Annotated in this window: 18 protein-coding genes and 2 tRNA genes; 2 read left to right on the top strand and 18 right to left on the bottom strand. The window is 35.4% G+C overall.

From position 1 onward, the window contains the following. Positions 1–3: 3 nt before the first annotated feature. Genes NTY12_01110 through NTY12_01095 form a run of 4 tightly spaced genes read right to left on the bottom strand, consistent with a single transcriptional unit; the run spans position 4 to position 2472 of the window. Complete coding sequence (locus NTY12_01110) at positions 4–414, bottom strand: HIT family protein (GenBank protein MCX6792601.1); 411 nt, start codon at positions 412–414, stop codon at positions 4–6. A gap of 9 nt (positions 415–423) precedes the next feature. Then, complete coding sequence (locus tag NTY12_01105; protein MCX6792600.1) at positions 424–873, bottom strand: dTDP-4-dehydrorhamnose 3,5-epimerase family protein; 450 nt, start codon at positions 871–873, stop codon at positions 424–426. After that, the gene (locus NTY12_01100) at positions 854–1063 is read right to left on the bottom strand and encodes a hypothetical protein (GenBank protein ID MCX6792599.1); all 210 of its coding nucleotides are present in this window, start codon (positions 1061–1063) and stop codon (positions 854–856) included. Before NTY12_01100 ends, NTY12_01105 begins: the two co-directional genes overlap by 20 nt. Next, the gene (locus NTY12_01095) at positions 1060–2472 is read right to left on the bottom strand and encodes a hypothetical protein (protein MCX6792598.1); all 1413 of its coding nucleotides are present in this window, start codon (positions 2470–2472) and stop codon (positions 1060–1062) included. Before NTY12_01095 ends, NTY12_01100 begins: the two co-directional genes overlap by 4 nt. A gap of 155 nt (positions 2473–2627) precedes the next feature. Here NTY12_01095 and asnS point away from each other — a divergent pair, with 155 nt between their 5' ends. Both asnS and NTY12_01085 read left to right on the top strand, forming a co-directional pair. Continuing rightward, positions 2628–3920 carry an asparagine--tRNA ligase gene (gene asnS, locus NTY12_01090; GenBank protein MCX6792597.1) on the top strand — a complete coding sequence of 431 codons (1293 nt, stop codon included), beginning with the start codon at positions 2628–2630 and terminating at the stop codon, positions 3918–3920. Between the two features lie 195 nt (positions 3921–4115). Next, positions 4116–4766: a hypothetical protein gene (locus NTY12_01085; GenBank protein MCX6792596.1), complete on the top strand. Its 651-nt coding sequence runs from the start codon at positions 4116–4118 to the stop codon at positions 4764–4766. A gap of 127 nt (positions 4767–4893) precedes the next feature. On the opposite strand, the gene NTY12_01080 is transcribed toward NTY12_01085, so the two are convergent. The 14 genes from NTY12_01080 to NTY12_01015 form a co-directional block, all read right to left on the bottom strand. Next, on the bottom strand, positions 4894–5166 hold the full coding sequence (locus NTY12_01080) for a DUF167 domain-containing protein (protein ID MCX6792595.1): 273 nt from the start codon (positions 5164–5166) through the stop codon (positions 4894–4896). A gap of 5 nt (positions 5167–5171) precedes the next feature. After that, entirely contained in the window at positions 5172–7265 is a 2094-nt protein-coding gene (locus NTY12_01075; GenBank protein MCX6792594.1) for a phosphatase PAP2 family protein, read from the bottom strand. A gap of 8 nt (positions 7266–7273) precedes the next feature. Then, positions 7274–7537 carry a GIY-YIG nuclease family protein gene (locus tag NTY12_01070; GenBank protein MCX6792593.1) on the bottom strand — a complete coding sequence of 88 codons (264 nt, stop codon included), beginning with the start codon at positions 7535–7537 and terminating at the stop codon, positions 7274–7276. 315 nt (positions 7538–7852) lie between these two features. Next, positions 7853–7926 (bottom strand) — tRNA-Pro (locus NTY12_01065). Between the two features lie 57 nt (positions 7927–7983). After that, complete coding sequence (locus tag NTY12_01060) at positions 7984–8328, bottom strand: phage holin family protein (GenBank protein ID MCX6792592.1); 345 nt, start codon at positions 8326–8328, stop codon at positions 7984–7986. 17 nt (positions 8329–8345) lie between these two features. Beyond that, positions 8346–8687: an MscL family protein gene (locus NTY12_01055; GenBank protein ID MCX6792591.1), complete on the bottom strand. Its 342-nt coding sequence runs from the start codon at positions 8685–8687 to the stop codon at positions 8346–8348. Between the two features lie 48 nt (positions 8688–8735). Further along, on the bottom strand, positions 8736–9041 hold the full coding sequence (locus NTY12_01050) for a hypothetical protein (GenBank protein MCX6792590.1): 306 nt from the start codon (positions 9039–9041) through the stop codon (positions 8736–8738). A 4-nt stretch (positions 9042–9045) separates the two neighbouring features. Continuing rightward, positions 9046–9444, bottom strand: coding sequence for an NUDIX domain-containing protein (locus NTY12_01045; protein ID MCX6792589.1), 399 nt, complete (start codon positions 9442–9444; stop codon positions 9046–9048). A 3-nt stretch (positions 9445–9447) separates the two neighbouring features. Continuing rightward, positions 9448–9521, bottom strand: a tRNA-Ala gene (locus NTY12_01040). Positions 9522–9580: 59 nt separating this feature from the next. After that, a complete protein-coding gene (locus tag NTY12_01035; GenBank protein MCX6792588.1) occupies positions 9581–10102 on the bottom strand; it encodes a peptidylprolyl isomerase in 522 nt (173 codons plus the stop codon). Positions 10103–10265: 163 nt separating this feature from the next. Then, entirely contained in the window at positions 10266–11075 is an 810-nt protein-coding gene (locus NTY12_01030) for a hypothetical protein (protein ID MCX6792587.1), read from the bottom strand. A gap of 5 nt (positions 11076–11080) precedes the next feature. Further along, complete coding sequence (locus NTY12_01025; protein ID MCX6792586.1) at positions 11081–12517, bottom strand: HD domain-containing protein; 1437 nt, start codon at positions 12515–12517, stop codon at positions 11081–11083. Between the two features lie 2 nt (positions 12518–12519). Then, on the bottom strand, positions 12520–12843 hold the full coding sequence (locus tag NTY12_01020; GenBank protein MCX6792585.1) for an MGMT family protein: 324 nt from the start codon (positions 12841–12843) through the stop codon (positions 12520–12522). Then, the gene (locus tag NTY12_01015) at positions 12840–13082 is read right to left on the bottom strand and encodes a hypothetical protein (protein MCX6792584.1); all 243 of its coding nucleotides are present in this window, start codon (positions 13080–13082) and stop codon (positions 12840–12842) included. The genes NTY12_01020 and NTY12_01015 overlap by 4 nt, the downstream gene beginning before the upstream one ends. Between the last annotated feature and the right edge of the window lie 261 nt (positions 13083–13343).

The raw sequence follows: 13343 nt of genomic DNA, 5'->3' as shown, positions 1-13343 counted from the left end.
TTATTAAGCCAAGGCTTGCTTAATCTTTTCAGCGTAATTTGCAGCCTCACCAGCATCATAAGCTGTTTGTGGCCAACGACTTAGACTATCCCCTTCAACACGTGGCACGACATGCATGTGAACATGAGGTACGTGGCGACTAGCCGCATCTTTATTATCTAAAAATAAACTGTAGCCTTTAACATCTAAACCTTTTAACATCGCAGCACCAACTTTTTGTGAAGCAAGCATTAGACCGCCTAACTCTTCAGCTGATAAGTCTTCTAAGTCAGCCACCTGTCTTTTTGGAATTACAATTGTGTGGCCAAGATGAACTGGTAGCACATCAAGAAAAGCGATGAAGTTTTCATCTTCCCAAACTATATCAGCTGGAATTTCTCGATTAGCAATTTTAGAAAAAATTGTTTTCTCCATATTTTTAAATTATAAAATTTTATAAGGTGAATTAGGATCTTGCTCCCAGCGAATCTCATCAATTTCGTCGGCTTTATTTTTGCCGCGATATAATTTGTCTGGCAAATTAATTGAGTAAGCCGCAGCAGCACTAACACATTTATAACCATGAACAACGCCGGGTGGAACGATTACCATAGTAGGATTTTCTTCGCCCACGATTAACACTTGATGCTCACCCATTTTAGGACTATCTTCGCGACGATCCCAAAGATGAAGTTCGAAGTTACCTGGTCCAACAAAGACAAAACAATCTGATTGATCGTGATGTTCGTGTGGTCCGCGAACAACGCCGGGCTTAGTTACGCTAACGTAAGCCATAGCTGGTACATAATCTGTTTCGTCATTACGAAAAATCTCGGCCAACCAACCGCGATCATCATCATATTTGGCTATTTTTTTAATGATTAATTCTGTCATGTAAATTATCTTTAGAATTAGAGCTAAACAATAGTAGTATAACACTTAAAACCCATGAAATCAACCAATAATTTAGGTTAATATAGGCTAAAACTGAACCTGGCCAAAGAGTTTCTAGAACCAGTAAACAGCCCAAAGAAACACTTAACGCTAGATTTATTTCTTTTAAAATTTCATTATTTAATTTCATAGCTTTTGAAACATTTTAGAAATATACTGCCATAGATTAGGCTCTGCTAAATCGACCCTTATATTTTTCACAACAAAATCACTAGTCTGACTATCTAGCTGCGGCGCCGATAACATGAGAGAATATTTATTCTTTTCTCGATAGGCCGCACTTAAATCAAAATCTAGAGCAACTTCCCAATTACCATTAGCTAGTTTTTTAGCTGGTTTATAGTTGGCCACAATGTAATCTGCACCCAAATTTGTATCAGTGGCATTTCTTGGCAATTGATTAATCAAAGGATTGAAATAATCAGCTTCTGAAAAAGCTAACAAACTATTACTGGCGATAGTTAAATCACCGTTCTTAAAATTTATAGCCTTAATTCGAGAACTAAAATCCTTATTAGAAAAATTATATTGTTTATAAGTACTCGCTAATGAATATTCAGAATTATCAAACTTAATATTTTGTCGGCTACGAGGATTATTAGTTTGAATATTTATAGATTGACTATCAGTATATAAATTAATATTTTTATTATCATTCTCTGCTAACCACAGTGAGCCGGGAAAAGCTAATTTGGCCTGAGCTGTTTTAATTTGCGTTGTCACTATGTCATTATTAGCTTTATATTCAAGACGATAAATTCCAGCTGAAAGATTTTTTGTTTTTAAACTTAAAATTCTTTCTGTTCCATCGTTTTTAGTATCATCAACTAAACTAGCGGTCGCAATTATTTTATTGCCTTGATAAAGATTTACTTCAACAGTATCAGGATCCGAATTTTCATTTCTATCTTTAACATAAAAATCAATTTTTATTGCTTGACCTTGGCTATAAGTATAAAGTTGCCAGGCACCGCGCAAATTAATTGGTACTACTCTGTCTTGCGCTAACAAGGCCGCGCTCTCTAGTTTATAATTATTGGCTAATAAATAGTTGTAAACCATGATTTTATTATTAGCTGGTTGTTTTTTATTAAAATCTGCCAAGCTAGAAAAGGTTTTTTCTTTTTGCCATAAAAGATTATCTCCTTCAACAATGGTTTTTTTATCTAAACGCAAACTTTCCAAAAGCTTTGAATAAACTGGCTTTAAATTAAAGTTCCAAACTGTTTTATCTTGACGGACTCCAAGCTCTAGAGTGTTTGGTGGATTAGAAAATTCTAAAGTCACCGTGGCTTTAGAAAAAGGTCGTGGCGTAAAAAGCGAAAAGTAAACTGGTTCAGCAATTATCTTTTGACCCGAATTAGATTCAGTCACTCTTTCGGCTGGTGATAATTTACCAATAAAATAGGACTGATCCTTAAAATCAGTTTGATAAGTAATTTTTCCCCAAGGCACTATTGCCTGGCCCAAGAGCCAGACTAACAATAAGCCCAAGGCAATTATCCAATAAAGGCGCAATCTTTTAACTAGCTTAGTCATATATACTTATCATACTGTAAAAACAGCCAATTTTCAAAGAAAAAACTAGACAAAGGGCTTTTTGGCTGATAATATAAAAACATTCTTAACAATCCTTCGCTAAAGCTTCGGAATTGTAAATAATCCCAAACAATATTTTGGCGTTATAAATCAATATGACAAAAACAATCTTAATCAAAAACTTAAACGAGCACGATGGCCAAATAGTTACTATTGAAGGCTGGGTTTATAATTTCCGCTCTTCAGGTAAAATTTCCTTCTGGCAAATGCGTGATGGTTCAGCTACTTGCCAAGCTATTTTATCAGCCGATGAGATTTCGGACGAGCTATGGACTGAAGCACAAAAAATTAGCCTAGAAAGCTCTGTTAAGCTGACTGGTAAAGTTACTAAGCATCCAAAACTTGAACAATATGAAATTCAAGTAACTGATTTTAGTTTTTATCAAATTGCGGCTGAATATCCGATCTCCAAAAAAGATCACGGCATTGATTTTCTTTTAGATCAACGTCATCTTTGGTTACGCTCCCCTCGTCAATGGGCAATTCAGCGCGTGCGTGATACTTTGATTCATGCAACTTATGATTTCATGCGTCAAAACAATTTTATAAAAATTGATTCACCAATTATTACTGCTAACGCCGGAGAAAATACGACTGATTTATTCAAAGTAAATTATTTTGATACTACAACTTATTTATCACAGACCGGACAACTTTATTTAGAAGCTGCGATGTTTGCTCATGGTCGTGTCTTTGATTTTGGTCCAACCTTCCGCGCCGAAAAATCAAAAACTAGACGTCACTTAACTGAATTTTGGATGATGGACGCCGAAATGGCTTTTGTTGATCTTGATCAAAACCTTGATACTCAAGAAGCTTTAGTTAGATTCATGGTTCAAGCCGTACTGGAAAAAAACCAAGAAGAACTAGCTATCTTAGAAAGAGATGTTAAGCCTTTGGAAAATATTTCAAAACCATTTTATCGCATGACTCATGTTCAAGCTGTTAATGAATTAAAAGACATGGGCTCAGATATTGGTGAACGCGATGACTTGGGCGCTGATGATGAAACCATGTTAACTAAAAAATACGACAACCCAATTTTTGTCACGCGCTATCCAAAGGAAATAAAAGCTTTTTACATGAAGACCGACCCAGCTGACGAGAGCCGCGTTTTAGGAGCTGACTTATTAGCTCCTGAGGGTTACGGCGAAATCATCGGCGGCTCACAGCGTGAAGATGACTTTGATTTAATGACCAAAAAGATAAAAGACTTTGGCTTAAAAGTTGAAGATTATGATTGGTATCTTGATTTAAGAAAATATGGCTCAGTGCCGCACGGTGGATTTGGCTTTGGACTTGAGCGTATTACAGCTTGGGTTTGTGGGCTTGAACATATTAGAGAAGCCATTCCTTTCCCAAGAACGATTTACAGAATAACTCCTTAATCTTAGAACCCAATTAAACCCCCTTAATTATAAGGGGGTTTTTAGTTCATTATTGACAATAACTGATAAGTGTGATTTAATACACAATTAGTTCTTTAAAAAATCATTGTTTTATTAATTGGTTCTTCTTGTTTTTCATTAAATAATGAAGGGTAAAAATAACCAATTAATTTTTTTTAACTAAATATAGAAACAATGAAAAGATCATTTTTGTTACTCACGGTATTATTTATCGTAACATTTGCATTTACAAGCTGCTCGGAAAATCTAACCGGGTCCCAGCAAAACAGCAGCACCGACGCTTTGGAGCAGGGCAATCTTTATATAAGCGCTGGTGATGGCTATGGGAGTGGTTTTGACGACCCAGTAGTATTTTATATACTGCCGTCAGAGCCAAATGTTATTCATTCAACTCTACCTCCAGCTGCACAAATAGTTGGAGCATCAGTTGATCCAAATAACAGAGAATTTGGAATATTCAAATTAAAGTATTTGTCTGCCGATACTTTTAATGTCCCGGCCAGATTGACTCCTTATAAATATTCCGAAATGCCGACCTATAGCTCCACTCATCCATACAACGGAGTAAGCGTTGTTAAGAATCGTCAACTTGTTCTGTGTTATGATGAGGCTCAAAATAATATAAGTGTGTTTAATCTATTTACCGGCGAGTTAAAAAATATAACTGCTAATAGGACTGGTGATACAGTTTACCTCGCGGACAACAGAAGGTTGGAACCACACGTGTTTAACCCAGATCCAGCAACAACAAACCTTCACTATTGGTTTGATGGCTGGGTCACTAGATCTACATCGTTCTGTCCATTCAGGTCAGGCAAGAAATAAGATTTAAAAACCAAGACCCGCTTCTTAAAAAAGAGGCGGGTTTGATTTTTTTCTAATACTTAAATTTATATTAACAAGTCACTCTAATTACATAATCACTGTGGAAGCTTATGCAATAAAGCAACTCTTAGCTAACTTTAATAATATTCACCAGCTTATCTCCAGAAAATTTACCGGCAGCTATTTGAACAGAACTCTTACTAACCTCAAATTCATCGGCTAATAGTTTTATTAAACTTTCATTAGCCTTGCCGTCTTCCGGGGCCTTGGCAATATCAACTTTTATTGTGTTATCGGACAAAATTGATTTTATACGAGTAGTTTTTGCCCCAGCATGAACCTTAATACGTAAACTTATTTTACCTGTCTCTTTTAATTGTGTCTTATAATCATCCAACATAACGTTTACTTAAAATTTACTGTATAAATCGTAGCGTCGATCTCGTCTTTTATTTCATCACTTAATTTTACTTTAACAAACTTAGTTTCTGAATTAGAAAAGTTAGGACTAGTCATAATATCATTCAGTAAGTCTTTAGTAGCAATAGAAAAAATTTCTTGCTTAGAAATCTTCTTCCAAGAAAAATCTTGATTAACAGCTAGCTCAGCAATAAAACTCTCCTGATTATTATTCTGCGAATCTTTAACTTGCCACAAACGAAGTATGTAAAAATCAATAGCTTTATTACTTGGCACTAACTTAGTAAAGGTCAAATAGTTTGGTTGGTTATTCCAGTAACGTGGTTGTAAAGGAGCTGCTGAATAGTCTTTTTTAATAATAAGATTAGATAAACGACCCAGGACATTAGACAAGCTTGGATCTAAACGCTTAATCCAATTAGACTTTGTTAAAATTCCAGCCAAGACTGATTCATTGCTATTGAAAATAAAAGTAATTGGTTGACGGTTGGTACCTCTCAAATTTTCCGTAACCAAAGAGTCGTGAAAAATATTATTATTTGATAAAGCTTTTTGTTTATTGGCAGCAATACTTAAAGAATTATAAAAACCACCAGTAACATCATTAGGTTTAATAATTTGTGATAAATAAATACCTAGCAATAAGACTGTTACACCGGCAATAACACTGATTTCAAATAATCTAGAAAGGCGTCGCGGCTTATCAATCGTTTGATAAAAACGTTGACTAACTATAGCGACAACAAACCAAAAACCACCGACCATATAGCCACCAAGAACATCTGATAAATAATGAACCCCTAAATATATACGGCTGAAACCAATCGCTAGAGTAAAAAATACGGCAATTAAAACCAAGCTAATATTTCTTGATAAACGAGGATAAACCCGAACAGCGTAATAAGTTAAATACAATAAGAGCGCAATTGCCATGGCAGAATGTAGAGAAGGAAAAGCATATGAGTTTTCAAAGAAAAATGTTGGTGCTGGTCTTGGACGAGCAATGATAAATTTAATTAATGAGCCTGATAAAAATGTTCCTGCAATTGTTATCCATAAACCGATAAAATAAGATCTTCTTCTTTCTAAAATTAACCAGATACTAAAAACTAAAGCAATGGATAGAACAAAGTAAGGGGAACCAAGCATGGTAATAAAAAATAAAACCGTTGCTAAATGCGGCTCTGCAAAAAGTTTAACAAAAGCCTCTAATCTATAGTCTAGCTCAACTACGAAACCACTAGTTTTAAGCACTAAAGAACCAAGACAAAAAGTTAAACTAACTAAAACAATGTTTAATAAAATTAAAGAACTAAACGGCAGAGAAAAAAAACTACTTGGATTACTTAGCTTAATAAAGCGCTGACTAAAGGCTGGGAATTTTTTAGAAAACTTATTCCAAAAATTTGTTTGCTGATACCAATTAAAAAAAGTACTGAGCGCATTAGCAGCTAGGGTCCTTAGTTGCCTGCCTTGATGAACTAAAAATCCCTTAAACCACCACAAAGCAAATAAAACTATAATTGTAGCAGCTACTGCCACGGCTAAACGCCCAGACCAAGCTTCAATTGTTTGCCAAGCATTTCCAGCTAAGTAGCCGATTAAAACGTAAAATGAAACAAAAATAAAACTACTAGTAGCAACCGGAAGCATAAACTTTAGCCAAGGCATTTTAATAAGCCCGAGTACAAAATATAAAGCTGAGCGGACCGGACTAATAAAGCGTCCAAAGAATATACCTGAACTACCGCGCTTAGTAATAAAGTTTCTAGCACCCGTAAGGTATTCTTCTTTCATTATCTTATGCTCCTTCTTGAAAGAGCCTGAAAAACGGTGGCCTAAAGCAAAAGCCACCATGTCCCCCAATAAAGTAAAGGAAGCGCAAATTACTACTAGGTCAAAAAAATTAAAAACATGTTCAGCTACTAAAAAACCTCCAAGAATTAAAATAATAACTCCGGGAATAAAAAAACCAACCAAAGGAATAGCTTCAAGAAAAGAAATTAAAGCAAGCAAAGCATAACCCCAGTTACCGAGCTGACCAATTATATCTGTTAAACATTTAAGAAATTCATTCATATTTAAAATCACATTTTAATCCAAACACCATTAATTAAATTCAATTTCTTTTTTATTGTCCACCCTTTTATTTGCAACTCACGACGACGAGCAGATACTAAAGTATCATGGATCTCAGAATACACAAGTTTTACTGGGCAACGTTTTTTTGTCCATTGAGCACCATCTCCTTGATTATGTCTTTTTAGACGATTCTTTAAATTAGAAGTTGAACCACAATATATACTTCTATCACTACAAAGCAACAAATAAACATAATATTTTTTCTCCATATGTTAATAATTTAACGGAGGAGAAACTCAGCCCTTCGACCCCTCGACTCAGTCTTCGAAAACTCAGGCTTCGCTCGGGGCTCAAGACTAGGAACATTCAGCTCGACTCAACTTTCCTAAATGCAAATAGTTGTAACTCAATTTCTTTTGGTCAAAGACCATGAGCGAGACTTAGCGAAGCTGAGAAAAATAAAGATGTTTAGCTCCTCGACTCACTTCGTTCGCTCGGAACCATTCGACTTATGTATATTGAAATTGCTACTTATATTGGTCATAGACCATGAGCGAGACTTAGCGAAGCTAAGTCGAGTCGAATGGTCGGGATGCTGGGAATTGGACCCAGTCTACACGCACCCGAAGCGTGTGTACTACCGGTATACTACACCCCGTAAAATTATAAACTGCCTGACGTTTATCTGTCGGTAGGCAGCTTATAAGATTACAAATTATTTTTTGCTCGGCGCTAATTTACCCAAAAAGAAACTAATAATTGAAAGAATTATGCTAAACAATAAAGCTGTCCAAAAACTAGCCACAGAAAAGCCATCAACAATCTTAGAAGACAATAAAATCAACAAGGCGTTAATCACTAAAGTAAATAAACCAAGACTTAAAATGTTAATCGGCAAAGTAAGTATAAGTAGAATTGGTTTTATAACAGCATTAATAATACCAATAACTAAAGCCACTAAAACGGCGGTCCAAAAACCGCTTAAGACAACTCCTGGCAGAATATAACTGGTTATGATAATCGCAATCGTTGCCAGCAACCACCTTATAATTAAATTCATATGATTTTGATTAAATATTATTTTTTATCAAGCACTGCTTCGTTCTTGATAATAAATTTAATAACAAAATATAAAAAAGCCATAACAATAACGAATGTTAGGCCAGCGTTTAAAACTATACCGAAATCAAAGACAGCGCCATCAACCGTAAAAGTTAGTCCAGACAAAGCAGCCGGAACAATAAGTTTAATTAAGGGCGTAAAAGCTCCCTTAACGATAGAATCAACCAAATCTTTAGAGGCTTGTCCGACGACAACACCAATAGCTAGGCCAATCACAGAGTACTGTTTTAGGAAAACCGTTAAACCCTGAAAAAAGCTTTTTCCTTTTTTTGCAATTTCTAAAGTGTCTTTTAACATATAACAATATTATAGCTGTTTTTTAAGGGTTTTTCAATTAGTTAAAGTCTACTTCAAGAGAGCTAGGGCTAAAACCAAGCAGAAAGAGAATAACCAAGCCAAAGTAGTAAACAACATTTTAACAGCTTCTTTTTTGTGATTTTCAAAATAGAGCTGAACTGGCTTACCAAGCACGAAATAACCAGTTACTGTAGCCGAAATTATTAGTAGCATTAACATGAAAAGTGGGCCTGTAAAGTCATTCACTTTACCGAAAACACTGTTGGCATTAAACAAGAACCAAGCAACCAAAGAACTATAGATAAAGGTTGCTGACGCATTAACCAAACTATTCCAAACTAATTTGCTGTTCATATAATTATATTAAATTATCTTTTATAAGCGCGGGGATAAGTTTATCTCTTACCCCGTTTTGTATCTTTATTTTACCATGAACAAAATCTTCACGTCCAAACCAAACCATATCAGTTAACTCTCCGCTCAGTTCTAAATTACCCTTATATTCAATAAAATAATTATTTACTTCACGAATTGAATCATCCTCTTCTGTCTCAGACAAATATTTAACATATGGTTTAAAGCTAGTAACCTCTATATTGAGCTCTTCTTTTAATTCTCTAACTAGCGCTTGTTCTATTTTTTCTTCAGCTTCAACTTTACCGCCCGGGGTCCAATAAAAATCCCTATTAGCAGTCACCATAAGGATTTTTTTATTCTTGATAATTATTGCCGCGACTTTAACGATTGGAGTAATCATAATTGGTGGACTTAGCGGGAATCGAACCCGCGTCTCGGCAATGCGAATGCCGCGTGCTACCACTATACTATAAGCCCAAAAAAATGTGCCTGGTTTGTAGAGACGCACCATGGCGCGTCTCTACGGGGGCACATTTTTATTTCTTTATCAATTCAATCGATTCAATCTTTACATCTTCTATTGGATGATCATTGGCATCGGTTCTTACATTATCAATTTTTTCTACGACGTCCATGCCGTTTTTTACATAACCAAAATTTGTGTGTTTGCCATCTAACCAATCAGTTGCGGCAGCGGTCACGATAAAAAACTGTGAACCATTTGTATTAGCTCCAGCATTAGCCATGGCTAAAGAACCTTTAACTAATTTATGTTCATTAAACTCATCAGCAAATTTATAGCTTGGTCCACCCATACCATGAGTTGAACGATCAGCATTTTTTGAATTTGGGTCACCACCCTGAATCATAAAACCTTTAATCACTCGGTGAAATAAAGTTCCGTCATAAAAACCTTTTTGAGCTAATGTCAAAAAGTTGCTGACAGTTATCGGAGACTCGTCGTAGAATGCTAACTCAATACGACCAAAATTAGTCACGAGAACGGCGCCGGAATACTGCTTAGCTAAATCTTGATTTATTTCTGTTGGTACGTTCATAGAATTTTTTGTTTCGGTTGAAACGGGCGTTTTTGTTACACTAGTTTCATTACCATAATAATTAGTTTTATTAGCACAGCCTGACAAAAGCAGGATGAAAAATAAAGGGAACAGATAAACAATTTTTTTCATAAAAAATATAAATTAATAAATAATTTCTTAATTATTGACTAACATAAAAATTTACCATTGGCTCAAACATATCATTTTTATCTAAGCCAACATTTTTTTCACCAAATTCTAGTAGCTTAATTTTATAGCCTAAAATAGTTTTTTCTTCCCCTAGTAAAATAGTTACATCTTCCTTCTGGCTATCTTTAATGATTGTAAAAGTGACTGCTTTTGATAAATCAAAAGTTTTAAGAATAATTCTTAGGTTCTGAGTAGCATCCTCTATAGCCTCGCCTTTTACCAAACTGTAATTTACGCTATTAATTTTATTTAAATTATCTAGCTGTCTATGTGCTATACATACCACAGGAAATTTAGCTTGTTCACTAGTAAATAAACCCACGTCATTAATGAAACTATCTTTTATAACGTCAACTAAATCGGACTTACTATCAAATCGACACATTTGATAATTAGTTTCTGGCCCATCTTTACTTAAAATTTTAAAATACATCTGACACTTACTAAATTTTATACCCTGAATGCCTAGCTCATAATTTTCTTTATGATTATTACCAAAAGAATCGATATAAGAAGCTGAAAATACCCCCTTAGCTAGGGCGCAATCTTTTGCATATTTTTCTAAACACAATATATCGCCTGAACAATTTTCTGGCTTAGCATCCCAAATATTACCCTCATAAAGCTCATAATTTTTTATTGGTTTTTCTATTGTCTTAGGAGCTTGAGCTCGCTCATCAATCTTAGATAAAGCACTTACCGGCAAACTATTTTTAGCACCAAAACTACAGCCAGTGGTACCAATGACAATGATAAATAAAACTAATAAAATTCTTTTCATAAAACTTATTTTACGTAATAATCTTTTTTAATTTTTTGATCTTCTTCTTCTCTTTTTTCAGAGATTAATTCTTTCGCTTTAGCTCGTAATTCAGCTAAAGGCATGCCTACTAAATCTCGGCTCCTAGCCTCGAGATTAGCCCTATTATTGAGCTCAGGGTCATCTATAACCTCGGCCAGCAAAACGTCCAATATAGCCCCAATTTGAGGCCCAGGTTCGACTTTAAGCAGCTCCATAAGGTCTTCGCCATTGATTTTAAGCATTTTAACAGAAACTGGGTCATGGCGCACCTTATCCATCATATACTGCAAATGACGTAGTTTGTAAGGCATAGCCTTAGCCACCCCTGAACCAAGACGATCGGCAATACGCAAATCAATTAAATCTGATAAATTTTCTTCCCCTACTTTAACGATTAAGCGTCTCACTGACGCAGCCGTGACTTCATCGACATTGTAATAAAACATGTGATTGCGAACTAAATTTACCACACGCTTACTGTCTTCAGTTGAAAAATTTAATCGCTTCATGAAACGCTCAACAATTTTAGCGCCCACTATTTCATGATTATAAAAAGTTGCGGCGTTGTTCACGATTTTTCTAGTTCGCGGTTTTCCAATATCATGCATCAAACTAGCTAAGCGAACTTGCCACTGTTTATTGGGACAATTCTTTAAAGCTAAAACAGCGTGATCAAACACATTATAAATATGATGATGATTTTGTTTCATTTCTATACCCTCTTCTAACTCAGGAATAATATAATGTAATAATTTTAATTCTTGTAATTTAATAATTCCCGCTGCCGGACTATCAGATGATAAAATTTTAACTAACTCATCGCGGATTCTTTCATTGGCCACAAATTTTATACTACCAGCTAACTTGGTAATTGCGCGCTCAGTTTTGCCCTCGATTGTAAAACCAAGCTGACAACTAAAACGAACGGCACGCATCATGCGCAAAGCATCTTCCTTAAAACGATCGCTTGGTTCACCAACTGTTCTAATAACTTTAAGACGCAAATCTTTTTCACCATTAAACAAATCAGTAATTTTACCAGCGCCATCCATAGCTAGGGCATTGATAGAAAAATCGCGGCGTCCTAAATCAGCTTCCAAGTTATCTTCAAATACAATTTCATCAGGATGTCTTCGATCACTATAGCCCTGCTCACTGCGGTAAGTTGTAACTTCAACAACGTTTTCTAATTCGCCGGCCTCATTTCTTAAAGGAACAATAACTGTACCAAAACGATTCTCATATTTAGCATCAGTAAATAAAGTGACGGTTTTTTCTGGCAGAGCATTAGTCGTGATATCCCAATCTTTTGGCTCTTTACCTAAAAGTAAATCGCGAACGCTGCCGCCAACAATATAGGCCTCATAATTATTTTGAGACAGTGTATTAATTATATTTTTTACAAATAAAGGAATTTTCATGTTTAAAAATGATAAAGAAATTTTTCTAGTTCTTGAACTTTCTGCTTAGCAATCATAACTCCTTCGCTACGCAATAATTTAATTTTATTCGTCGAACCCGAGGCAAAACCACCAACTTGACCGTTCGAGCGAACGACTCGATGGCATGGAACTATTGGCGCATAAGGGTTTTTATTCAAAGCATTACCAACCGCACGAAAGGCTCGCGGCTTTTTAAGAGCTTTAGCTAAAAGACTATAAGTCGTCACTTTACCCCGAGGAATCTGTTTAGTCAAAACCCAAACAGATTTAGAAAAAGCTTTATCGCTTATGGTCTTAAGACTCATTTTAACAACGAGTTTAAGCCGCCTGGAATTAATTCACCATAAGACCCTGCTATATCTTGCAGTAATCTAGGCAAATAAATATAGGCCGCGATCAAAGGCACAATAATAAGCAAAAGCTTTAAAATATCCATTATTCTAAGCCACTTAACATACCTTGCGGTTTTTAAGGTAACTATTTTTAACTCTTCCAGCGTTGCAGTATTTTCCTCTAATTTACGAACAATATCTTCTTCTGTCATATGTTTATTAGTAAAATTAGCAAAAATTATATCTCTTTTAGTCTATAATAAAGCACTAAGTGTGGCAAGAGAAACAAAAAAAATGTAGAGACATCCGCCGAATCGGCGGATGTCTCTACATTTTTTATTATCCAAAAACCGCCCGCGGTAGCGGGCGTGTGCGTTTGATGGCGTAGCCCATGGGGCTATAATTAAAGTAGCTAAACTAGTAAGGAGGTGAAATATATTACAAATGCACGTTTATACAAACTCGACCATTGC

This window comes from Candidatus Falkowbacteria bacterium (assembly GCA_026396835.1).
In the GTDB taxonomy this organism is placed as follows: Bacteria; Patescibacteriota; Patescibacteriia; order Patescibacteriales; family Patescibacteriaceae; genus Patescibacterium.
This window is presented reverse-complemented; position numbering and strand designations above follow the sequence as displayed.